The organism is Gracilibacillus xinjiangensis (assembly GCF_042651765.1).
Classification (GTDB): domain Bacteria; phylum Bacillota; class Bacilli; order Bacillales; family Amphibacillaceae; genus Gracilibacillus; species Gracilibacillus xinjiangensis.
Genome location: NZ_JBHSDT010000008.1, coordinates 778,286 through 801,291, shown reverse-complemented (window position 1 = coordinate 801,291; position 23,006 = coordinate 778,286). Strand labels below are relative to the sequence as shown.

The following is a 23,006-nucleotide window of genomic DNA, read 5'->3' as shown; positions in this document are numbered from 1 at the left end:
AATAAGGGGGATAGGATATTGCAAAAATGTCATTTAGCAGTGGATATTGGTGCATCTAGCGGCCGTGTTATTGCAGGCTATTTAAAAAACGGACAACTAAAATTGGAGGAAGTACACCGATTCGAAAACAAGATGTCTATGCAAAATAACCATCTGTGTTGGGACCTGGAACGACTATTTGAAGAGATTAAAACAGGGATGAAAAAAAGTATCGCAAACAGCTATCAACCCATTTCTATTGGTGTAGACACTTGGGCAGTTGATTTTATTTTATTAAATGATCAGAAGGAAAGAATGACAGATGCAGTAGCATATAGAGACCATCGTACAGATGGAGTGATGGAAGAGGTATTTGAGATTTTGAATCCGGAGCATATATATAAGGATACAGGCATTCAGTTCCAGCCATTTAATACCATTTACCAACTATATGCATTAAAAAAAGAATCACCAGAAACACTGGAACAATCAGCCCATTTTTTAATGGTACCTGATTATTTAAATTTTTTATTAACAGGAAAAATAACGAATGAATACACCAATGTATCAACAACACAGTTACTAAATGCTAAAGAAAAAACCTGGAACGTTGCCTTTTTAGAGAAATTAGGGATTCCCCATCATATTTTTTCAGAGCCGAAAGAACCTATGCAACCAATTGGCAGATTAAAAAAGGAGTTAATAGAAGAACTAGGATATGACATGACTGTCGTTCTTCCGGGGACTCATGATACAGCTTCAGCTGTTGTCAGTGTTCCCAGCGAGGAAACAATTTACATTAGTTCAGGAACATGGTCGCTAATTGGCGTTGAATCTGATGAGCCGATTAGTACAAAAGAAGCCTATGACTGCAATTTCACAAATGAGGGCGGCGTTAATCATAATATTCGCTTTTTAAAAAATATTATGGGCCTTTGGATGATCCAAGAGGTAAAACGAGAGTTTAATGATGAATATGATTTTGCTGAATTCGTTGTACTTGCCTATGAAAATACTGAATTTCCATCAATAATTGATGTTAATGATCAACGGTTTCTAAGTCCTGACAGTATGATGAAAGCGATTCAGCAATACTGTGATGAAACAGAGCAAACGATCCCTCAGACACCTGGTGAAATAGCGTCATGCATTTTTAATAGCTTGGTAGAAAGCTATAAAAATGCAGTCACACAAATTGAAAAGCTGACAGGGAAAAGTTTTGATACGATTCATATCATTGGTGGGGGCAGTAAAAACAATTATATGAATGAGCGACTAGCAAAGGTCACAGGAAAAACTGTTTGCACAGGTCCGGCTGAAGCAACAGCAATTGGTAATTTAATTGCTCAAATGGTTGCAACAAATGAAATTGAATCAATAGAAAAGTCAAAGGAAATTATTAATCATTCATTTGATATTCAAAAATTTAGTGTGAGAGGGGAATAATCATGTCAGTTAAGGAAAACTTTAATCAGGCCAAACAACAATACGAAAAGTGGGGAGTTTCAATTGAGGAAGCATTCGAAAAATTAAAAAATGTGACCGTTTCGATCCATTGCTGGCAAGGCGATGATATCAGCGGCTTTGAAATCAACCAGCAAGAACTTTCCGGCGGGATTGATGTAACAGGGAATTATCCTGGAAAGGCTGCAACACCAGAACAGTTGAGATCAGATTTAGAGAAAGCCCTATCATTGATCCCGGGTACTCATAAAGTGAATCTGCATGCTATTTATGCTGAAACAGATGGAGAAGTAGTGGATCGTAATGAATTGGAACCAAAACATTTCGCTAATTGGGTGGAATGGGCAAAAAAGAATGGTTTAGGGCTGGATTTCAATCCTACTTTGTTTTCTCACCCGAAAGCAGAAGATGGATTAACCTTAGCACACCCTGATAAAAATATTCGAGATTTCTGGATCGAGCATTGTATTCAGTCTCGGAAAATTGGTGAATATTTTGGAAAGGAATTAGGTCAGCCAGCGTTAACGAATATTTGGATTCCTGATGGATATAAGGATATCCCCAGTGATCGATTAACACCACGATTGAGATTAAAAGAATCATTAGATCAAATCTTTGCTGTAAATGTAGATGAATCATTAAATAATGATGCAGTGGAAAGTAAACTTTTCGGAATCGGCTCTGAAGCATATGTTGTTGGATCTCACGAATTCTATATGGGTTATGCCCTGAAGAATAACAAACTTTGTTTATTAGACACTGGTCACTATCACCCGACAGAAGTGGTATCAAATAAAATCTCTGCAATGCTTATTTTCAGTGATAAATTGGCACTTCACGTGTCACGGCCAGTACGGTGGGATAGTGATCATGTTGTCATCCTGGATGATGAATTACGAGAAATCGGTTTAGAAATCGTTAGAAATGATGCAATAGATAAAGTAATGATTGGTCTTGATTTCTTTGATGCTAGTATTAACAGGGTCGCAGCATGGACTATCGGTACCCGAAATATGATTAAATCGTTATTATATGCCCTGTTATTGCCTAATGATCATTTAAAAAAGCTTCAGGAAGAAGGTAATTTTACAGATCGGTTGGCATTAATGGAAGAATTCAAAACATATCCATTTGGAGCTGTATGGGATTACTATTGCGAGCAAATGGGAGTGCCAGTACAAGAAAAGTGGCTGGATGAAGTAAAAGAATATGAAGAAAAGATTTTATCAGAACGCAAGTAAAATAGCATTTGTATTTGTTTGTGTTGATTCGTGTTTGTTTAGATTGTATAATATAGACAGATAAACAAAGAAACAAAATGAAAAACAGAATTTTATTAATATGGGGAGGAATTAATTTGGTTAAAAATAATTGGGATGATAGTAAAGCAACTGAAAAGGATGGTTTAGAATCACTTGTCTACAGATCCAATTTACTAGGCTCTGATCGAGCTGTAGTAAACTGGGGAGGAGGTAACACTTCTTCGAAAACAATCGAGAAAAATTTTAAAGGGGACGATATTGAAGTAATGTGGGTGAAGGGAAGCGGATCCGACCTTGCGACAATGAAGGCGGATAATTTCACTGGACTTAACCTGACAGATATTCGTCCACTACTAGAGCGTGAGGAAATGTCTGATGAAGAAATGGTTGAATACCTGGGACATTGTATGATTGACGCAAAGCATCCACGATCATCGATTGAAACACTGTTACATGCGTTTTTACCATTTAAACAAGTAGACCACACACACCCTGATGCGATTATTAGTATAGCTTGTGCAGATAATGGAAAAGAAATAGCAAAAGAAATCTATGGCGAACGTTTTGTTTGGGTTCCCTATATTCGCCCAGGATTTAAATTATCAAAAATGATTGCAGAAGGTGTCCAAAACAATCCAAACGCTGAATTAGTTATAATGGAAAAACACGGACTTGTTACATGGGGAGAAACATCGAAAGAAAGCTACAATAAAACAATAGCAATCATCAATGAAGCGGAAAGCTATATAAATAAACAAGCGGAAGGAAAAGAATTATTCGGTGGAGCAAAGCACGAATCCCTGGATGAACAAGAAAGAAAGAATATATTTGCTGAAATTATGCCACTCATTAGAGGACAAGTTAGTCAGAATAATAAAATGCTAGCAACATATAATGATGATGCAAGTGTACTGGAATTTGTAAACAGCCATGATGCAAAAGAATTGTCACAAGTCGGTGCAGCATGCCCTGATCACTTAGTTCATACAAAACGTGTCCCGTTGTTTATTGATTGGAATCCTCAATCAGAAGATAAAGAAGCATTAAAGGAAAAGGTGAAAACAGGATTAGATCATTTTAAAACAGAATATGAAGAATATTTTGAACGCAACAAACAAGAAGGTGACAAATTAGTTGAAGCAGCACCAAGAATTATCCTGATTCCAGGTGTTGGTATGATTAACACAGGCAAAAGCTGGTCTGCTGCCAATGTTAGTGAACAATTATATCACAGGGCAATTTCCGTTATGGCCGGGTCTACGGTTTTAGGGAATTTCGTATCATTAGATGAAGCAGAATCTTATGGTGTAGAATATTGGCCGCTTGAATTATATAAACTTAGCTTAGCACCTGCTGAAAAAGAGTTTTCACGTCAGGTTGCATTTGTAACAGGTGGTGCCGGCGGAATTGGTACTGCAACTACTTATCGTCTTGTAGAAGATGGAGCACATGTTGTCATTGCTGATATTAATTTGGAAGGAGCAGAAAAATTAGCAAAAGAAGTGAATGAAAAATATGGCGCGAACCGTGCTTTTGCTATAAGAATGGATGTAACAAAAGAAGAAGAAGTACAAAAAGCAATTCAGGATTCGGTACTTAAATATGGCGGAATTGATGTCCTGGTTAATAATGCAGGTCTAGCTAGCTCCAGTCCATTTGAAGAAACAACAATGGATCAATGGAACTTAAATATTAATGTATTAGTGACTGGATATTTCTTAGTAGCTAGAGAAATATTCAAATTAATGAAAGAGCAAGCAATCGGTGGAAACATGGTATTTATTGGTTCAAAAAATTCTATCTATGCTGGTAAAAATGCTGCTGCATACAGTACAGCAAAAGCTGCCGAGGTCCATTTAGCAAGAACAATTGCTGCGGATGGCGGGGAACTAGGAATACGAGTAAACTCTGTATTACCAGATGCAGTTATTCGCGGATCCAAAATATGGGATTCTTCATGGAAAAAAGAACGTGCTTCTTCTTATGGTATCGGAACAGAGGATTTAGAAGCACATTATCGCAAGCGGACGATTTTAAATGTGAATATTTTGCCGGAAGATATTGCAGAGTCTGTGGCGTTCTTAGCTTCCTCCAAAGCAGCTAAGACAACAGGATGCATGGTAACAGTAGATGGTGGAGTTGCCGCAGCATTTACTAGATAACAGTTGAAAATGGATAAACTCTCATGGAGGGTTTATCCATTCTACTATTATTCTATGGAATAGTAGAATATAAGTATGTGGAGGGGAACATCCGAAAAGGGGCGTAAGAGAATGAGAGTATCTTTATTTATCACATGTTTAGGTGATATATTTTATGCAAATGCCGGTAAATCAGCTGTTGAACTTTTAGAAAGATTAGGCTGCGATGTGGATTTTCCGAATGCACAGACATGCTGTGGACAGCCTGCTTATAATAGTGGTTATCATAAAGAAACATTGGAAGTAGCGAAACATATGATTGAAGTTTTTGAGCAAAAGGAATATGTTATTGGAATATCTGGTTCGTGTGTTTATATGTTACATGAATATGTTCATTTATTCGAAGATGGCTCTAATTGGAGAAAACGAGCGGTTGCATTAAAGGAAAAGACATATGAACTCACACAATTTATTGTGGATGTGTTAGGGATTGAAGATGTTGGAGCGACTTATAAGGCAACGGCGACATATCATACATCTTGTCATATGACGAGATTACTAGGTGTAAAGGAAGCACCTGTGAAACTATTAGAAAATGTCAGAGGTTTAGATTTGGTAGATCTTCCACACCGCAATGATTGTTGCGGCTTTGGTGGTACTTTTTCTGTCAAGATGGCGAATATATCCGAGCAAATGGTTGATGAAAAAGTTTCCCATATTGAGGAAACACAAGCCAACCTGCTGCTAGGAGCGGATGGAAGCTGTTTAATGAATATTGGTGGTCGTATTACCAGGCAAGGAAAGCCAATTGAAGTAAAGCATATTGCAGAAATTTTGAACAGCAGGGGTGATGCATAATGCCGATGCACATTGGGGAAAAAGATTTTAAAACACGAGTGACAAAAGGTATTCGTGATGATTTTATGCGTGGCGCCGTTCGTTCTGCACAGGAAAGATTGCAATCCAAACGAGCTGCAGCAGCAGAGGAACTAGGTGATTGGGAAGAATGGCGCACACTTGGTCAGCAAATTCGAAGCCATACAATTGAACATCTGGATTATTATTTAAATCAATTAAGTGAAAAAGTCGCTGAACTTGGTGGACATGTTTATTTTGCAGAAACCGGAGAAGAAGCGAATAACTATATTAAAGAAGTTGTGCAAAAAAAGGATGCGAAGAAAATTGCCAAATCGAAATCGATGGTCACAGAAGAGATTTCGATGAATGAAGCATTGGAAGAGGTAGGTTGTGAAGTAATAGAAACAGATCTAGGTGAATATATTCTGCAAATTGATGATCATGATCCACCTTCTCATATTGTAGCTCCTGCGCTTCATAAAAATAAAGAACAAATAAGAGATGTATTCAAAGAAAAATTAAATTATCTAAAAACAGAGAAACCGGAAGAATTGGCATTGTTTGCACGTGAAAAATTAAGAGAAGAATTTTTGTCAGCAGATATTGGTATCACAGGGTGTAATTTCGCTGTGGCCGAATCAGGTTCCATTGCGCTTGTAACAAATGAAGGAAATGCGAGAATGGTATCAGCATTACCAAAAACACAGATTACCGTTATGGGCATGGAGCGTATCGTTCCTGGCTGGGAAGAATTAGATATCGTCGTAAGTTTGCTAACAAGGGCAGCGGTCGGACAGAAGCTGACGAGCTATATTACCGCATTAACTGGGCCAAGACAAATAGAAGAGGCCGATGGACCAGAAGAATTCCACTTAGTTATCGTTGACAATGGCAGATCCAAAATTTTAGGGACCGAATTTCAGGAAGCACTGCACTGTATTCGTTGTGCAGCTTGTATTAATGTTTGTCCTGTTTATCGACATGTAGGCGGTCATGCATACGGTTCCATTTATCCTGGACCAATTGGGGCAGTTTTATCACCACTTTTATCAGACTATGAGGAATATAAAGAATTACCTTATGCTTCCTCCCTCTGTGGTGCGTGTACAGAAGTGTGTCCAGTAAAAATCCCTTTGCACGAACAGTTAATTATGCATAGAAGAAAAATTGTTGAAGAGGAGAAGAGGACAACTTTAGCAGAGCGTGTCGCGATGAGAGGGTTTGAGCAAATTGTTCATTCTGCTAATCTTTACCGGACTGCAACGAAAATGGCGCCATTTCTAACTACACCTTTTGCTAAAAATAATCGAATCACTAAAGGACCGGGCCTACTCAGAAATTGGACAGATATTAGAGATTTGCCTAAACCAACTAACGATAGATTCCGTGACTGGTTTAATAAACGGAATAAACGAGGGGGAACTGCCTGATGAAAGGTGAAATATTGAATCGAGACAGGTTCTTAACAAATATTCGATCAAAAATTGGTGGATTATCAGCAGATCAGCCTGTGGAAAAACCTGTATGGACAGTTAGTCCGCAAAAGAAGGTTTTAAGAGATTTTACAAAAGATCAATTAGTTGGTATCTTGGAAGCGCAATGTGACCAAATTCATACAGACTTCTTTCAGACAACTTCCCAGCAGTTAGTCAAAGTATTAGATGATGTCTTAAAAAAATATGAAGCAAAATCAATTATTTATTCCAATGACAGTCGCTATAAGGAGTACCGCCTGGATGAATATCTTCACACAGCAGATGATGATCGAAAAACATTTAAATGGGATCAGCACGATCGAGACAGTTCTGTAAGCTTTGCAGAAAAAGCAGATGTTGGGATCACATTCAGTGATGTGACACTTGCTGAGTCTGGCACGATTGTCTTGTTCAATGGAGAAGGACAGGGACGTTCGGTTAGTCTCCTGCCAAAAGATTATATAGCGATTGTACCTAAATCCACTATTGTCCCCAGAATGACGCAAGCAACACAGTATATTCATGAAATGGTGGAAAAAGGAGAAGATATTGCATCATGTATTAACTTTATTACAGGGCCGAGTAATAGTGCCGATATTGAAATGAATTTAGTAGTCGGTGTCCACGGTCCAATCCGTGCAGCTTATATTATTGTTCAGGATAAGTAAACGGATACAAAGTGCTTAAGTAAAGAAACTTACTTAAGCATTTTTATTTTCATAGAAGAAAGTGGAATTATTCTATAATAATTACCACTTTCTTTCTATAATTTGAAGTACTTTGATTGATAATAGAAATAAATCCTTGTTATAATAGTTCCTTAAGGAAGGGGAAGCGTATGAGTGTTTATCAAAGTATGACTGAATTAATTGGAGATACACCAATTGTTAAATTAAATCGTGTGGTGCCGAAGGGTGCTGCAAACGTTTATGTAAAATTAGAAATGTTTAATCCATCCAAAAGTGTAAAAGACCGTGCTGCATATAATATGATTGCAGAAGCGGAAAAAGCTGGACAATTAAGTCCAGGTTCAACAATTATAGAACCTACTAGTGGAAACACAGGAATTGGCCTAGCGATGAATGCTGCTGCAAAAGGCTATAAAGCTATTTTGGTTATGCCTGACAATATGACCCAGGAACGTGTTAATCTCTTGAAGGCATATGGTGCCAAAGTTGTTTTGACACCCAGTAGTGAGAAGATGCCTGGAGCGATAAAAAAAGCTAAAGAGTTAGTTGATCAAATTCCAAACAGCTTTATGCCGCAACAATTCGAAAATGATGCCAATCCTGATATTCATCGCCAAACGACTGCAAAAGAAATTTTGGAACAAATGGGAATGGAATTGGATGGCTTTGTTGCCACTGCTGGAACAGGTGGGACCATCACTGGTACTGGCGAAAAACTAAAAGAAGCATTAACTAACCTGCACGTAGCAGTAGTGGAACCAAAAGGCTCTCCGGTCCTGTCAGGAGGAAAACCTGGTAAACATAAACTAGTTGGTACAAGTCCTGGTTTTGTTCCAGAGATATTAAATACCTCTGTTTATGATGAAATTATCCAAATAAGTGATGAGGATGCTATGGATACATTCAAACGTTTGGCAAAAGAAGAAGGAATTTTTGTAGGACCTTCAGGAGGAGCTGCTGTATATGCTGCAATACAAGTAGCTGTGAAACTTGGAGAAGGTAAGAAGGTAGTATGCATCGCACCTGATACTGGTGAGAGATATTTAAGCATGCATTTATTCTAATCCTTATGTAGACCAAAATACAGGTGATAATAGTTAAAGATTAAGCGGTAAAAGGATTTAGAACATATCTAAATCCTTTCACATTTTTTAATCGGCTATCACTTGCAGGTAGTTAATTTTTAGTATGGTCCATAGTACGGTCCAGGGCCATACGGAGGTCTTGGGGGACCGAACGGTTTTGGACCAGGCCCATAATATGGAGAATAAGGTCCATATTGCGGGTAGGGAGCATAAGGATACGGATATGGTCTAGGAGGGCCGTCTGCCAGTTCACTACCGAGAAAGCCTAACCCAAAGCCCAATAATCCAGCACCAACTGGCCCAATTGGTCCGAAGAATCTCTCATCATGTCCACGGAAATGCGGTTCGTTTATAAAATTTTGATTCATAGGTGTATACAACATACACACTCCTCTCAATAGTTAAGCAAATATTCATTACTTGATAGTAGCCTATGCACGTTTACCTATTGTGTAAGGGTGTTTACCTATTTTTATTACATAAACCCGAATATTGTTTATTTTTATTTGTCGCAATTTCGTAGGGTTTCTGTACAGAAAGCGCTTAACCTATGTCTGTTTTATGATAAAATGATATTAAAACATAATAGGTGGGTGGGGAAAATAATGAAATTACTGGAACAAAACCAAATCGACTGGCAAAATGATTCACTATCTGATGAGTGTCCAAGCTTAACGCCATATCTGTTGGAAAATAAAAAAGACACACCGTTGATCATCGTTATACCTGGAGGTGGCTACAGCCATCGGGCATACCATGAAGGAGAGCCTGTTGCAAAGTGGTTAAATGAAAATGGCTTCCATGCTGCTGTCCTGCGGTATCGGGTAGCGCCTATTTACAATCAAGAAGTAATAAATGATGGTCAGTCTGCAGTAAGAGCTGTACGTTACTATTCAAAAGCATGGGGGATTGAAGCAGATAAAGTAGGAGTGTTAGGTTTTTCTGCAGGAGGGCATTTAGCTGCAATGATTAGTAATAGCTTTGATTATGGTGACAAAACACATGAAAATCCCTTATATCATCAATCAAGTCGCCCGGATTTTCATATATTATGTTATCCAGTAATTAGTATGGGGAAACATACACACGAAGGAAGCAGAAATAACTTAATCGGGGAAAATCCTGATGAGAGTGTGATGGCACAGTATTCAGCGGAAAAACTTGTAACTGAAAACACTCCGCCTGCTTTTGTCTGGTCAACTGCGAATGATGCATCTGTCTCAGTTTTCAACAGTTTACATTATGTACAGGCATTACAGCAAAAAAACATTGCATTTGACTTACATATATATCAAGATGGCAGACATGGCCTTGGTTTAGCAGATGAACATCCACATACTTATATGTGGAAAGAGGTGTGCTTGAACTGGCTTAATCAGTATGTCAAACAAAATTAAAGGAGTTATAAATATGATAAAGGTAAAAATGTTAGTACAATCTACGTATAATGGCCAACTTCTACGAGAAGGCAAAATATATGAGGTGCCAGAAGAAACGGCTGAACGTTGGCAAGTTAGTAAAATTGCAGAAATCATTCAGGAAGAAGAGGAATAGTTGTCAAGCAGCTTTCGTAAGGAATTACGGAAGCTTTCTTTTTGTGTTTGTTCTAGCTTTTTTGGCCCTTTTGTTCTAAAACCAGCTTTTCTTGCTTTTGCTTTCCTATGCCTTTCATCTAACATTTGGTCTATCCTTTCCTTTGTATAATGAAACCCAACATGATGGAGAACATAGCACCCTTTTTCTAAGCCTAAAGCAGCAAGTCCGTAATCTTGGGTAACAATTAAATCATGTTGTTTTGCCAATCCTACAATTTTATAATCTGCAGCATCTGCTCCTGAATCAACATAACTCACTTTCACATGATCAGGATATTCTTGAAGAGAGTAATGATTATAACTTTTAACCAAAATGACTTCCGTGTTGTATGTCTTTGCTTCATTTATTATTGTATCAACTACAGGACAAGCATCTGCATCTACATATATCCGCATATCCATTTCCTTTCTGACTTATATTCCGACATCTATTTATAAATGATATCAATCCTTGTCAATAAATATAGCATTCTTCCATAAAATATAGTATGATTTTCTTAATCTTAATAGAAGGTAAGGGAACATATGATGAACGAGTATTTTAATCAGCACCAAGATGATATGTTGGATCTTTTAGAACAATTGGTCAATATTGATAGTGGCTCATATGATAAAGATGGAGTAAACTTAATTGGCGACAAAATGGAGACATTATACCAGGAATTAGGTTTACAGATACAAAAGCATAAACAAAAAGACTTTGGTAACCATCTTTCAATCCACTCAATGAAATGTAAAGGTAAATCACCCTCGATTCTTATTATAGCACATATGGATACTGTTTTTGAAAAAGGAACAGCTGCCAAAAGACCTTTTCGAATAAAGAATAATCGTGCTTATGGTCCTGGGGTGATCGACATGAAAGCAAGTTTGGTATCCGTTTATTATACAATGAAAGCATTAAAAAAATACAACAGCAAAGCATTTCATGAAGTGGAAATATTATTAACAAGTGATGAAGAAGCCGGTTCGATCAGTTCAAGAAAATTAATTGAAGAAAAAGCTGTCGGTAAAAAATTCGCATTAGTTATGGAACCGGCAAGAAAAAATGGCGCAATCGTATCAGCGAGAAGGGGAAAAGGACATTACACTCTAGAAGTTATAGGGAAAGCAGCACATTCAGGAATTGAGCCGGAAAGAGGCAGGAGTGCGATCGAAGAATTAGCCCATAAAATAATCCAGCTTTATGAGATAACGGATGAAGAAGCAGGTATTCATGTAAATGTTGGGTTAATAGAAGGTGGTAGTTCAGTAAACACAATATCAGACCATGCAACAGCAGAAATTGATGTCCGTTTCAGAAACAAGGAACAAGCGAAAGTTATTGAGAAGCAAATAGAAGAGATTTCGGCAACCACAGAAGTTGATGGTACAAAAGTCCTCATAGATGGAGAAATAAATCGTCCTCCTATGGAAAAAACGGAGAAAACAGAGAGATTATTAAAAATAATCAAACGAGTAGGAAATGAACTGCAGATAAATATAATGGATACGGAAACTGGTGGTGGGTCAGACGCATCTTTTCCTGCTGCATTAGGGATTCCAACTGTTGATGGTTTAGGGCCAGTAGGTGGTAATGCACATAGGGAAGATGAATATTTAGAACTTGAATCATTCATTCCGCGTACATTACTGTTAGCGCAAGTGATTGAGAAGTTAGCAATTAAAATAATCAATAAAAAAGAGAAGTCCATTAGTTAAAGACTTCTCTTTTTTTGTCTGTCTCAGCCTGCATTAGATCTGTTTTGTGTGAAAACTAATTGCTGTTCCAGGAATTTCAATTCACTATCAGTAAGTGGAATTAGCGGCAATCTTACGGAGCCCACATCTAATCCGATAAAACTTAAAGCAGCTTTCACTGGAGTTGGATTAGGAGCTGTAAATAATGCTTGCATTATTGGTAATAATTCCTGGTGTAAGATAGCTGCCTCTGTTACACGTCCTTGTTGGAATGCCTGAATCATTTCATTCATTTCATTCCCGATAACATGGGAAGAAACAGAAACAACTCCTGTCCCGCCAATTGCTAAAATAGGTAATGTTAAACTGTCATCACCACTATACAATGAGAATGTGCTTGGTGTTCCACGGATGATTTTTGTCATTGCATCTAAATTTCCGCTAGCTTCTTTTACAGAAACAATATTACTAATCTGTGCTAGTTCAATAATTGTTTCAGGCAACAGATTGACTCCCGTTCTACCAGGGATGTTGTATAGCATGATAGGTAAAGATGTTGTGTTGGCAATTGTCTTAAAATGCTCATACATTCCTTGTTGTGATGGTTTATTATAGTATGGAGTAACTAACATGACTGCATCAACCCCAATTAGTTCCGCTTGCTTAGTTAGTTCGATAGAACCATTGGTATTATTCGAGCCAGTACCAGCTATAACAGGAACACGTTTATTAACAGTTTTTACGGCAAATTTTAATAAAGAAATCTTCTCTTCCGCTGATAATGTAGGCGATTCGCCTGTTGTACCTGCCACTACTATCCCTTCTGTACCATTTGCAATTAAATGGTCAATTAATCTTTCGGCCTTTTGATAATCAACTTGTCCGTCCTGATCAAAAGGTGTTACCATTGCTGTTACTACACGTCCAAAATTCATTATTTCCACCTCTATTCATAAATTTAAAACAATTTACTTAATTAGTATGAATAGAGCATATCCCAACAACATAGATTATCGAAAAACTATTGCTCCCCATATCATGGTTAGCGACTAGTCTAACAGTATACTTATCCTTTTTGAAAATAAAAAACCGCAATGAGAGGGTCTCATTGCGGCATCGTAATTTATGGATAAGATGCGTGAGATAGCCCTCCATATAGAAATTCTATATGACAGCCCCACACTTATTTAATGTAGGACCAGTGAGTAAGATTGATGTGTTTCTTATCACTTCGGCAAATCCCCCTTTCAGTAATTGTCATTGGTCACATCTCCTCCAACTACTTACTAATGGTCTTTGCACCTCTATTCTCACTTCAAAATTAATTGAAGTAACACATATTTAATTGTTTTATTATTACGTCCTACTATAACAGATTCAAACTGGCATTGCAATGCAATATTTTGGTCTTTTTTTAAAAATAAATTCATGTACGTTCAAATGTTCCAAGATAACCTAACTCATTATTTTACAATTAAAATAGAACTTAACTTGTAGAGGATTTAAAAATAGGTAATTGTAATATGTTCGTATATGTTGTATGATAATGTGTATAAATAGATAATTTAACCTATATTTATACTTGGTATAGGCATAATTTATCAGATTAGAGGTGATACAATGTAATGAGAAGTCAACATATTCATTCTACATAAATTTTGTACACATCCTGGGGGGATTATTGTGAGAAAGAAAGTCAAAGGTAATGAAGTTAAAAGGATTAAATTACGTAATGTTCATTTATTTAACCATTTAAGTATAGGTAAAAAGATAGCGTTATCATTTGCGGCAGTTATTATTTTATTTAGTATATCGACCATTTACGCAACAGGATTAGTGAAAGATGTAGGTAATAATATTCAAGAAATAGAAAAAAGAAGTAAAATTGCTTTGGATATTTCACAAATGAGTACATTAACTGAATCAATGGGGTTAAGGGTCGCTAATTACGTTCATTATTCCACACAATCGTTTGTTTCGGAGTATGAAGATAGAAGACATCAATTTGACCTTCTTACAGCAGAGTTAGAACAATATATGGATACGCCAGAATCAAATGAATTATTTACTCTTGTTATTACGAATATGAATAAAATGAATGACACTTTTGTAAGCGATGTAATTCCTGCTGTTGAAGTAAATGATTTTGTTACAGCGAAAAGAAATGCACAAAGTTTAAACCAACTACAGTTAGAAACGGTGGCAGTTTTAGAAGTACTTGTTGATATTATTAATCAAGATATGGAACAAGCTGTAGCAAAAGCTGAGATTGCTCAGAGTAATACATATACTACGCTCATTGTTTCTATTATTGTATCCATAATATTAAGTTGTTTAGCCGTTTTCTTTATTAGCAGAAATATATCCAGTAACTTACAGAAAGTAATTGAATATAGTAATCAGATTGCAGCAGGTAAATTAAACATAGAGAACATCAAATACAAAGGAAAAGACGAGATTAGTAAACTGATTAATGCAATTAATACAATGAGAGAGAATTTAAGTAACATGATTCAACATATTACTGATATCTCTGATGTCGTCAGTGAACGAAGTACTGCACTAAAAGCTAGTGCCAAAGAGGTACATACAGGTGCTGAGCAAGTATCACTTACAATGGAAGGGTTAGCCAAAGGATCGGATAATGAAGCAAACTTTTTAAGTGAATTAACGGAAGAGATGCAAAAATTCAGTGAAAAAATAATGACAACAAACGAAAACGCTGAATCAATTGCAAATTCTACATCTTCTGCAGAGGTGCTGATAACGGATGGAAAGAACTTAATGGGACAATCTATTGCACAAATGGAACGGATTGATCAAATTGTTACAGAAGCAGTTGATAAAATGAAAGTGCTTGACAGCAAATCTCATGAGATCACGAAGCTAATCTCCGTTATTAAAGAAATCGCTGAACAAACTAACTTACTTGCATTAAATGCTGCAATTGAAGCGGCAAGAGCTGGGGAGCATGGCAAAGGTTTTGCGGTAGTTGCAGACGAAGTGCGTAAACTAGCTGAGCAAGTAGGTATCTCTGTGAAAGATATTACAGTCATTGTACACAGTATTCAGGACGAGACAACAACTGTATCAAATTCCCTGATAGGCGGATATAGAGAAGTCAAAGAAGGAACATCACAGATTGAAGAAACAGGTCGAACCTTTGAAGAAATAAATCATGCGGTTAAATTAGTTGTAGAAAATATACAAAACATCTCTGAAAACTTAACTGAAATAACTTCAAGCAGCCAAGGAATGAATGGAGCTTTACAAGAGGTTGCATCGATATCCGAACAATCAGCTGCGGGTATCGAAGAAACCACTGCTACGTCAGAACAAACAAGTCAATCAATGAATCAAATTATCACTAATATTACTGAATTAAATGACCTGTCTAAAAAGCTTCACGGTGTTGTTCAAAAATTTGAAATATAAACCTGGAATATAAGCCCATTCCGTCGAACAGGTGAAGGGATCTCGGCAGCAAAGTAAATGACTGAGTATTGAATGAATTCATTTTTTGTTAAAAATTGTATTGACAAGTTAGCAATATCTGTTATAGTAGAGACGAAATTATATAACCCGTAATTCCACTAGGGGTGTCTTTTAAAGACTGAGATTAAAGTATTACTTTAAGACCCTTAGAACCTGATCTGGTTTATACCAGCGTAGGGAAGTGGCGAAGGATTATCCTTTATTTATCATAAATTTTTCTGTATTTATGACCACTATCTTTACGTTGGTAATGATAGTGGTTTTTTGTGGTTAAATAAAGGGAGGAAATGAAATGAAGTTTTCAGAAATTTTACGAATAGAAGTTGATCCGATTTGGCAGGCAAGTTTTGACCATCCATTTGTACAAGGAATTGGTCAAGGGACCTTACCCATTGATTGTTTTAAATACTATGTCCTGCAGGATGCATATTATTTATCCCATTTTGCCCGTATCCAATCATTAGGTGCAGCCAAGGCGAATTCACTCGAGAGCACCTATCGTATGGCATCACATGCTCAAGGTACATATGAAGCCGAACTAGAGTTACATCGAAGCTTTTCGGACATTTTAGGTATTACAAAAGAAGAGAAGGCAGCTTTTAAGCCATCACCCACCGCATATGCTTACACTTCACATATGTATCGTGCTGCATATGAAGGACATCTAGGTGATGTAATTGCAGCAATACTTCCTTGTTATTGGCTTTATTTTGAGGTTGGGGAAAAATTAAAAGATTGTAAGCCGGACCATCCTGTCTATCAAAAATGGATTTCCGCATATGGCGGTGACTGGTTTGGTAATTTAGTGAACGAACAAATTGATCGCTTGGACGAAATAGCCAGTCAAGTTACAGAAGCGGATCAAGAACGGATGAAGGAACATTTTGTTATTAGCAGTAATTATGAATTACTGTTTTGGGAAATGGCGTATCAAATGGAGACATGGGAGACTGTATTATCGAAAGGAATGTTAGCTAATGAAAAATAAACTAACTCTTACAGATATTTTAGTTACCATTGTTATTGCAATCGTATTTAGTGTGATATATAAAATCTGGGGTCCATTATATAATACTCTTTCCGTATTTGGATTACACATTGACCAATTAGTTTATGGGATGTGGTTTATGGCAGCAACTGTCGCATTCTTAATTATCAGAAAACCAGGTGTTGCTCTCCTGGCAGAATTAGCTGCAGCACAAGGAGAATTTCTATTTGGTGGTCAGTGGGGAATTAGCCTTCTGTTATATGGTCTAGTACAAGGACTGGGCTGTGAACTGATATTTGCAATATTCCGTTATAAGAATCACCGTATTTTTGTGATGTGTCTTGCGGCAATTGGGGCAACGATTGGTTCCCTTTGGTTAGATACTTATTATGGCTATATACAGGAACTAGTCTGGTGGAACTTAACCCTTTTAATTGTATTCAGGACACTCGGTGCAATAGTTATTACTGGTTTTTTTGCATTTTATCTAGTGAAAGCTTTAGAGAAAACAGGTGTAACAAACTTAGTTAGACCAGTTAATCAGAAGCATTACCAGGCACTGGATGAAGAGGTAAGGTGAGAGAATGGATCAAGTTGAAGTGAGTATAGAAGGGTTAAAAGTTAAGTTTCCTGATGAGAAGTCCTTTTTATTTAAGGATTTCTCGCTTTCTATAAATAAAGGGGAGAAGGTACTTTTGGTTGGACCATCCGGAGCGGGGAAATCAACATTGCTCAAGATACTTGCAGGTATTATTCCACACTCTGTAGAAATCCCCATGAAGTGTGCGGATAGTAAATTATCGAAACATTCTGGCTATGTTTTTCAAGATCCTGATACCCAATTTTGTATGCCGTATGTTGATGAAGAGATAGCTTTTGTATTAGAAAATCTTCAAATACCGCATGAGGAAATGTCTGATCGAATTCAATTCTATATGGAAAAAGTAGGTTTAGTTTTACCTGAGTCTCATACGAAGATTGACAAATTGTCTGGTGGAATGAAACAAAGGTTAGCAATTGCTAGTACACTCGCATTACAGCCAGATGTTATGTTTTTAGATGAGCCAACAGCAATGTTAGATAGCGAAGGAACACAACAAGTATGGGAATCAGTTAGGAAGATAGCTTCAGATAAAACGGTTATCATTGTGGAACATAAGATAGAACATGTTTATGATTTTGCTGACAGGATGATCATGTTGGATTCTCAAGGTGCCATTGTTGCAGATGGGGAACCGAATTACGTCATCAATCATTATAAAGATCTCTTTCGGCAATACGGAATTTGGTATCCAGGAGTTTGGGAAGAAAATATTCCATCCTATCTCCAGTATGCTGAAAAACCAGTGCCTGAAATGACAATACATCACTTAACCGGATATAGGAGTAAGAAGGGCTTAATCCATGTAGAGAACGCAATAGTTAACAAGGGAGAATGGATTACAATTACAGGTAAAAATGGATCAGGAAAAAGTACACTTCTACAAGCTTTAGCAAAACTAATCAAAACAAAAGGTGAAATAAACTATTCGATCAAACAAGATAAGGCTTTTTATCGATATGTTGGGTTTGTCTTTCAGAATCCTGAATTGCAATTCGTAACAAATACAGTATACGAGGAATTAGCTTTTTCATTACGTGATTGCCAGCTAACTAATGAAGCGTGTGAACAGAGAATTAGAGATCAATTGGCTGTTTTTCAATTAGAACACGTGAAAAATAAACATCCCTTTCAATTATCTGTTGGACAAATGAAACGTTTAAGTATCGCAACGGTAACTATTATGCGACCGAAGATCTTACTATTAGATGAACCTACATTTGGACAAGATGCTGCTAATACTTTTCGCATGTTAGATTATTTTTTAACTCTTTCCAATGATGGAACGACGATATTAATGGTTACTCATGATCTTCATATTAGGAATTACTTTGCTACAACAGAGTGGATCATTGATGCTGGTAAATTAGCGGGAGTGTATCGGTTACGTAATACAGAAGGAATGGAGGGAAAGCAAAGTGCTATTGGAACTTAATCCGAAAATAACATGGCTTCATTATGTAAATCCGTCACTAAAACTTTTCCTTCTTGTTTTATTGTTTGTTGGTTTATTATTTGTAGATTATATTCATTTTCATATCTATTTTGTTATCGGATTATCTTTCCTATATTTTTTTATGACAGGTTATTCAATGAAATGGTTATTGTTATTTGCTTCACCCTTTATTGTCATATTCATCTCGTCTTTTACATCAATGGCTTTTTTTGGTGAAGGAGAAACGACATTCTTTCATTTTGGAATTATACACGTTACAGAGGAAAGTTTTTTCAGGGGGTTACATCTGGGGTTAAGAAGTATTATCTTTGGTTACCTAGGATTATTATTCGCCCTTACGACAAAACCTGTATCGTTGTTTTATTCCTCTATGCAACAATATAAACTTAAGCCCAAAATAGCATACAGTTTTATGGCTGCTGTTCGATTATTACCAATGATTGCAGAGGAAGTATATACATTAAGACAGGCTTTAAAAGTTCGCGGGGTAACCTTTTCTAGAGGTATTACTGGATATTATGACAGGATAAAATATTATGCAGTTCCTATTCTTGCTCAAAGTATAAGAAGAGCACACAGAATTTCAACAGCGATGGAAGCAAAATCATTTAATGGAGATGTGAAAAGAACCTACTTTTATCAAATAGGTTATGGGCGTTATGATCTATATTTTTGCTTGCTATTAATCATTGGAACAATTGCTTGTTATTTTCTCCAAAGATTCTACAGCTTCCTGCCAATCGATCGTGTGATACATTAGTACACTAAAGATACGAATAGTAAAGCGGTGCAAAGAGACATCTTTGCACTTTTTTACTGGAAAAATGGTTGTATAAATATATAGGTAAGCAAATTTACACCGATAAGGGATTTTTTTCATACGGACATCTATTGGGAAATTTAGTAGTTATTTAATAATTTACCTACCCATATAGAATAAGTACAATGAAAGGTTCGTATATGATAAATAAACCGCACACTTTACTAGTCTTGGTCAGATGCTATCTTGTCTTAATACCCGGATTGCTTTATTATGATAAGAATGGAAGTTAGAAAGGGGCAGAAATTCATGGTTGATTATTTGACACTGGATCAGATTGAAGAGCGATGTATCGATTTAAGTAATCGATATGTAATAGAAGAAGATAAATTTTATGATTTAGTAGATCATTTTGCAAAAGCGGATTTATCGATAGATCAGAAGTTACATGCTAGTTTCAGTGGGTTACTGAAACTGGTGAATGAAGAGATAAGTGAAATGGAAAAAATGATGGATGTTAAGCCGAGCTGCCAGTTAGGTTGTGCTTTTTGCTGTTATTTTCCAATTATAATTAACGAGCTTGAGGCGAAACTAATTAAAGGATCAATAAAAGGATTGCCAGAAGAAAGGCGAGTGAAGATTCAACAGCATATGAGCAGTTATTATAGAAAACATAATGATGTTCTAAGAGAAATAAAGCAGCTTGATAGAGAGGAGGAGGGATTTAAATATGAATATAAAAAGAAACATTTGCCTTGTGTAATGTTAGATACGGAAACAAATCAATGTTTGGCTTATGAGATACGTCCACTGCCGTGCAGAACATATGTTAATTATGCTCATCCAAATGTATGTAAAGACAATTTATTACCAAAAGAACCAGTAAGTTTTGAATTTTTGTATGAACAATATATGGGAGCACTGAACGAATTTTTACAAGGTCTATATGAAGAAGGAGATACTGGTTTTATTGAATATCCTGATGACTTATATAAGGAAAATTACCTATTTGAGTTGGTTAAAATCTAAATTCTTTTATATTTTTCTTATTTATAAGTAATAGATTACTTTCAAATAATTTGTATAAACAAAAACAAAATCTATTTTACAATAACGAGGACGTTCGTTCAAGTATTGTGGTAAAATATTCATATGATCAATTACTATCGTTGATAGGAAGTGAATAGTGATGCCATATGGATTTAGTAGATTCTTAGAAGAACAGGGGAAAAGTCAACAAACCATTAAAGATTATCAACTTGTTATTCAGCTTTTCTTTCAATATATTGATAAAAAATATCACAAAGAAAAAGAATTGTACGAAATAAATCCAAGAGATATAAAAGATTTCCTTCAGGCTAAATTAGATGCTGGTAACAATAGCAGTACTGTAAACAAATATTTAACCATTTTACGAGTATTTTTTGATTATATATGGCAGATAGGAAAAGTATCAATAGATCCTGTCATGAAAATAAAATCCATTCCTGGAAAGAAGCAAAATATAAATCAATTAGGCCAAAATTACATGGAATTACTGACGTTATTACCAGAGATAAGGAATCACCCGAACTATACTGTTCAGAGAAAGTTAGTCTATCTTTTAGCTTTAAAAGGTTTGCGAAATATCGATTTTCACTTCAGGAAACAAGATATACAGATAGAAAAAGATCATGTAAATCTCTTGTTAAAACATCGAATCATTACTTTTGAGGACAAAGCTGATGTGGATCTTTTTATCGAACAGTATAATTGGATGAAGCATCACGAAACACCTTATTTCTTAATAACTAAAAAACATGATCAATCAATTACCCCGATTGCATTCACTACAATCGTTTCTCATTTAGAAATCATCTCAAAAGATTTTTTTTTGAAACCTAAACTAACCGTTTCTAGTATTAGGAAAATCTATGCGACCTATCTATATCAAGAAGAACGTATGACAATTGAAGATATTGCCTACATTCTAGGTATTGAAATAGCAAGTGCAACAAAATTAATTAGAAACAGTTTGGAAGATAAATATAGAATAAAAAATTAAAAGAGGTGAGGTGCATTTATCCCACTTCTTTTAATTTTTATAAAGGGGTACCGTCAGGAAAACACGGAAATTTACAACGCTAAGCCTATTTTCCTGACGATTCTCCCGTTTTTAAAAACGTTAAGATATTTTCAGTGGTCTTAAAGAATCTAATGAGATCACTTTCTCCGAATTAAAATGGTATTCTCCTAGCAAATTAATATGTTCCCAGCCTATAGGTGACGTATGGTGCAATGAATTATGCAGTAAAGCTCTATAATAGGGAGATATAACTGTAAATCAAATTTGTAAAATTACAAATGTGTCTAGGACCTCATTATATAAAAAGCTTATCGGAAAGGAACAGTTGATGAGTTATACCAAAAACCGGAAATATATAATAGAAAAAAATTTCATATAGAGGTGGAATTATATGCCTAAAATTGACAATATGTTAGCGATTCTATGGATGCTTCGTTCAGGTGAAAGAATTACTGCAAAACAAATTTCAGAAAAGTTAGAGATGAATATAAGGACTGTGTATCGTTATATTGATACAATTTCAACAAGTGGCGTACCTATAATTTCAGAACCAGGACATAACGGTGGATACACTTTATTGAACAATTTTATTGAGGCTCCTCTTTTTTTTGATTTTGAGGAGCAAACTTCGCTATTTCACGCTGCTGTTTTTGCAGAAGAAGCCGGATATTATGGAGGTGAAGCACTGAATAGGGCCATTTCAAAACTTAGTAAATACTCAAATCAAGAGCAGGAATCAAAGATAAACCAACATTTAACTAGTCTTGAAGTAATAAGTCGATTAAGTTCACTCTCTATGGAACCTTTTTTGAAGGAGTTGGAGCAGGCCGTAGCTGACGGGTACTCAGTAAAAATTCTTTACCATAAAAGTGGCGAAGAGCAATTAAATTATAGATTGGTCGATCCGTACAAAATTATCTATTGGAATAATAAGTGGTATGTGATTGGATTGTGTCATCTTAGGAATGATATCCGTAGTTTTAGAGTAGATCGAATGGAAAGTCTAATGCTAACCGAAAATAAGTTTAACCGGCCAGAAAATTTTTCAGCACGTGACTTTTTTATGAAAAATCTTCTTCCAACTATAGAAGATAAGGAAGGGATTATTTCTTTGGTTATTAATGGGGATAAAAGTGTATTGGCTGATATATGCCAACATTGGTTTTTAGGACATTATTTACAAGAACGGACTTCAAATCAAGCTGTTTTTCTTCTTGAAAAAGATATGATACATACATATGTACCTTATTTGCTTTTATCATACAATAAATCTATTAAAGTTATTGAGCCAATAAGTCTTAAGAAAAGAATGTTGGAAGTTCTGTCGGAATTAATAAAATTTCATCAAGTATGATAACTTCCCTGACGATAACTGTCAGGGAAGTTATATTATAATAGCTATATCAATTGTGA

General features: G+C 36.0%; 21 protein-coding genes, 1 pseudogene and 2 riboswitches. Of the genes and pseudogenes, 19 read left to right on the top strand and 3 right to left on the bottom strand.

What is annotated here, in order from left to right; genetic code table 11:
- Positions 1–18: 18 nt before the first annotated feature.
- The 7 genes from rhaB to cysK all read left to right on the top strand — a co-directional run bounded on the left by rhaB (position 19) and on the right by cysK (position 8,932).
- Positions 19–1,425 (top strand): rhamnulokinase, encoded by a 1,407-nt coding sequence (gene rhaB / locus ACFOY7_RS15360; RefSeq protein ID WP_390253121.1) that lies wholly within the window; start codon positions 19–21, stop codon positions 1,423–1,425.
- Positions 1,426–1,427: 2 nt separating this feature from the next.
- Positions 1,428–2,684, top strand: a complete 1,257-nt coding sequence (rhaA, locus tag ACFOY7_RS15355; protein ID WP_390253119.1) for an L-rhamnose isomerase — start codon at positions 1,428–1,430, stop codon at positions 2,682–2,684.
- Positions 2,685–2,800: 116 nt separating this feature from the next.
- Positions 2,801–4,867, top strand: a complete 2,067-nt coding sequence (locus tag ACFOY7_RS15350; RefSeq protein WP_390253117.1) for a bifunctional aldolase/short-chain dehydrogenase — start codon at positions 2,801–2,803, stop codon at positions 4,865–4,867.
- A 111-nt stretch (positions 4,868–4,978) separates the two neighbouring features.
- Positions 4,979–5,704: a (Fe-S)-binding protein gene (locus ACFOY7_RS15345; RefSeq protein WP_390253115.1), complete on the top strand. Its 726-nt coding sequence runs from the start codon at positions 4,979–4,981 to the stop codon at positions 5,702–5,704.
- The gene (locus tag ACFOY7_RS15340) at positions 5,704–7,134 is read left to right on the top strand and encodes a LutB/LldF family L-lactate oxidation iron-sulfur protein (RefSeq protein ID WP_390253113.1); all 1,431 of its coding nucleotides are present in this window, start codon (positions 5,704–5,706) and stop codon (positions 7,132–7,134) included. The genes ACFOY7_RS15345 and ACFOY7_RS15340 overlap by 1 nt, the downstream gene beginning before the upstream one ends.
- On the top strand, positions 7,134–7,847 hold the full coding sequence (locus ACFOY7_RS15335) for a LutC/YkgG family protein (RefSeq protein ID WP_390253111.1): 714 nt from the start codon (positions 7,134–7,136) through the stop codon (positions 7,845–7,847). Before ACFOY7_RS15340 ends, ACFOY7_RS15335 begins: the two co-directional genes overlap by 1 nt.
- A gap of 170 nt (positions 7,848–8,017) precedes the next feature.
- Positions 8,018–8,932, top strand: coding sequence for a cysteine synthase A (gene cysK / locus ACFOY7_RS15330; RefSeq protein ID WP_390253108.1), 915 nt, complete (start codon positions 8,018–8,020; stop codon positions 8,930–8,932).
- 119 nt (positions 8,933–9,051) lie between these two features.
- Here cysK and ACFOY7_RS15325 read toward each other — a convergent pair whose 3' ends face one another.
- Positions 9,052–9,321 (bottom strand): hypothetical protein, encoded by a 270-nt coding sequence (locus ACFOY7_RS15325; RefSeq protein ID WP_390253106.1) that lies wholly within the window; start codon positions 9,319–9,321, stop codon positions 9,052–9,054.
- A 237-nt stretch (positions 9,322–9,558) separates the two neighbouring features.
- Between ACFOY7_RS15325 and ACFOY7_RS15320 the strand changes: the two genes are divergently transcribed.
- Together ACFOY7_RS15320 and ACFOY7_RS15315 are read left to right on the top strand one after the other, a co-directional pair.
- Positions 9,559–10,350, top strand: a complete 792-nt coding sequence (locus ACFOY7_RS15320; protein ID WP_390253103.1) for an alpha/beta hydrolase — start codon at positions 9,559–9,561, stop codon at positions 10,348–10,350.
- 13 nt (positions 10,351–10,363) lie between these two features.
- On the top strand, positions 10,364–10,507 hold the full coding sequence (locus ACFOY7_RS15315; RefSeq protein ID WP_390253100.1) for a hypothetical protein: 144 nt from the start codon (positions 10,364–10,366) through the stop codon (positions 10,505–10,507).
- Here the strand turns inward: ACFOY7_RS15315 and ACFOY7_RS15310 are convergent.
- A complete protein-coding gene (locus tag ACFOY7_RS15310) occupies positions 10,489–10,944 on the bottom strand; it encodes a YaiI/YqxD family protein (RefSeq protein WP_390254130.1) in 456 nt (151 codons plus the stop codon). The genes ACFOY7_RS15315 and ACFOY7_RS15310 overlap by 19 nt on opposite strands.
- A 132-nt stretch (positions 10,945–11,076) precedes the next feature.
- On the opposite strand from ACFOY7_RS15310, the gene ACFOY7_RS15305 reads away from it, so the two are divergent.
- Positions 11,077–12,249 (top strand): M20 family metallopeptidase, encoded by a 1,173-nt coding sequence (locus ACFOY7_RS15305; RefSeq protein WP_390253097.1) that lies wholly within the window; start codon positions 11,077–11,079, stop codon positions 12,247–12,249.
- A 23-nt stretch (positions 12,250–12,272) separates the two neighbouring features.
- Here ACFOY7_RS15305 and dapA read toward each other — a convergent pair whose 3' ends face one another.
- The gene (gene dapA / locus ACFOY7_RS15300) at positions 12,273–13,163 is read right to left on the bottom strand and encodes a 4-hydroxy-tetrahydrodipicolinate synthase (protein WP_390253094.1); all 891 of its coding nucleotides are present in this window, start codon (positions 13,161–13,163) and stop codon (positions 12,273–12,275) included.
- Positions 13,164–13,364: 201 nt separating this feature from the next.
- A riboswitch (Lysine riboswitch) is annotated at positions 13,365–13,543 on the bottom strand.
- Positions 13,544–13,911: 368 nt separating this feature from the next.
- Here dapA and ACFOY7_RS15295 point away from each other — a divergent pair.
- From ACFOY7_RS15295 to ACFOY7_RS15255, 9 genes and pseudogenes are all read left to right on the top strand, one after another.
- Positions 13,912–15,663, top strand: a complete 1,752-nt coding sequence (locus ACFOY7_RS15295; RefSeq protein ID WP_390253091.1) for a methyl-accepting chemotaxis protein — start codon at positions 13,912–13,914, stop codon at positions 15,661–15,663.
- A 150-nt stretch (positions 15,664–15,813) separates the two neighbouring features.
- A riboswitch (TPP riboswitch) is annotated at positions 15,814–15,920 on the top strand.
- Between the two features lie 95 nt (positions 15,921–16,015).
- Positions 16,016–16,711, top strand: a complete 696-nt coding sequence (gene tenA / locus ACFOY7_RS15290; RefSeq protein ID WP_390253089.1) for a thiaminase II — start codon at positions 16,016–16,018, stop codon at positions 16,709–16,711.
- Positions 16,701–17,291: an ECF transporter S component gene (locus ACFOY7_RS15285; protein ID WP_390253087.1), complete on the top strand. Its 591-nt coding sequence runs from the start codon at positions 16,701–16,703 to the stop codon at positions 17,289–17,291. The genes tenA and ACFOY7_RS15285 overlap by 11 nt, the downstream gene beginning before the upstream one ends.
- A gap of 4 nt (positions 17,292–17,295) precedes the next feature.
- Complete coding sequence (locus ACFOY7_RS15280; protein ID WP_390253085.1) at positions 17,296–18,747, top strand: ABC transporter ATP-binding protein; 1,452 nt, start codon at positions 17,296–17,298, stop codon at positions 18,745–18,747.
- Entirely contained in the window at positions 18,731–19,528 is a 798-nt protein-coding gene (locus ACFOY7_RS15275) for an energy-coupling factor transporter transmembrane component T family protein (protein ID WP_390253082.1), read from the top strand. The genes ACFOY7_RS15280 and ACFOY7_RS15275 overlap by 17 nt, the downstream gene beginning before the upstream one ends.
- 309 nt (positions 19,529–19,837) lie before the next feature.
- Positions 19,838–20,557: a YkgJ family cysteine cluster protein gene (locus ACFOY7_RS15270; protein ID WP_390253078.1), complete on the top strand. Its 720-nt coding sequence runs from the start codon at positions 19,838–19,840 to the stop codon at positions 20,555–20,557.
- Between the two features lie 160 nt (positions 20,558–20,717).
- Positions 20,718–21,572 carry a tyrosine-type recombinase/integrase gene (locus ACFOY7_RS15265; protein ID WP_390253075.1) on the top strand — a complete coding sequence of 285 codons (855 nt, stop codon included), beginning with the start codon at positions 20,718–20,720 and terminating at the stop codon, positions 21,570–21,572.
- Positions 21,573–21,796: 224 nt separating this feature from the next.
- Positions 21,797–21,972: pseudogene (locus tag ACFOY7_RS15260) on the top strand (helix-turn-helix domain-containing protein); the annotation flags it as partial.
- Between the two features lie 12 nt (positions 21,973–21,984).
- Positions 21,985–22,947 carry a helix-turn-helix transcriptional regulator gene (locus tag ACFOY7_RS15255; RefSeq protein WP_390253072.1) on the top strand — a complete coding sequence of 321 codons (963 nt, stop codon included), beginning with the start codon at positions 21,985–21,987 and terminating at the stop codon, positions 22,945–22,947.
- Positions 22,948–23,006 lie beyond the last annotated feature (59 nt).

Coding starts and splice junctions, on each gene's coding strand:
- ACFOY7_RS15310 (WP_390254130.1), bottom strand. CDS start 10,944: ATGCGGATATATGTAGATGCAGATGCTTGTCCTGTAGTTGATACAATA.
- cysK (WP_390253108.1), top strand. CDS start 8,018: ATGAGTGTTTATCAAAGTATGACTGAATTAATTGGAGATACACCAATT.
- ACFOY7_RS15255 (WP_390253072.1), top strand. CDS start 21,985: ATGCCTAAAATTGACAATATGTTAGCGATTCTATGGATGCTTCGTTCA.
- ACFOY7_RS15265 (WP_390253075.1), top strand. CDS start 20,718: ATGCCATATGGATTTAGTAGATTCTTAGAAGAACAGGGGAAAAGTCAA.
- ACFOY7_RS15305 (WP_390253097.1), top strand. CDS start 11,077: ATGAACGAGTATTTTAATCAGCACCAAGATGATATGTTGGATCTTTTA.
- ACFOY7_RS15285 (WP_390253087.1), top strand. CDS start 16,701: ATGAAAAATAAACTAACTCTTACAGATATTTTAGTTACCATTGTTATT.
- dapA (WP_390253094.1), bottom strand. CDS start 13,163: ATGAATTTTGGACGTGTAGTAACAGCAATGGTAACACCTTTTGATCAG.
- ACFOY7_RS15315 (WP_390253100.1), top strand. CDS start 10,364: ATGATAAAGGTAAAAATGTTAGTACAATCTACGTATAATGGCCAACTT.
- ACFOY7_RS15270 (WP_390253078.1), top strand. CDS start 19,838: ATGGTTGATTATTTGACACTGGATCAGATTGAAGAGCGATGTATCGAT.
- ACFOY7_RS15320 (WP_390253103.1), top strand. CDS start 9,559: ATGAAATTACTGGAACAAAACCAAATCGACTGGCAAAATGATTCACTA.
- ACFOY7_RS15280 (WP_390253085.1), top strand. CDS start 17,296: ATGGATCAAGTTGAAGTGAGTATAGAAGGGTTAAAAGTTAAGTTTCCT.
- ACFOY7_RS15340 (WP_390253113.1), top strand. CDS start 5,704: ATGCCGATGCACATTGGGGAAAAAGATTTTAAAACACGAGTGACAAAA.
- tenA (WP_390253089.1), top strand. CDS start 16,016: ATGAAGTTTTCAGAAATTTTACGAATAGAAGTTGATCCGATTTGGCAG.
- ACFOY7_RS15345 (WP_390253115.1), top strand. CDS start 4,979: ATGAGAGTATCTTTATTTATCACATGTTTAGGTGATATATTTTATGCA.
- ACFOY7_RS15325 (WP_390253106.1), bottom strand. CDS start 9,321: ATGAATCAAAATTTTATAAACGAACCGCATTTCCGTGGACATGATGAG.
- rhaA (WP_390253119.1), top strand. CDS start 1,428: ATGTCAGTTAAGGAAAACTTTAATCAGGCCAAACAACAATACGAAAAG.
- ACFOY7_RS15335 (WP_390253111.1), top strand. CDS start 7,134: ATGAAAGGTGAAATATTGAATCGAGACAGGTTCTTAACAAATATTCGA.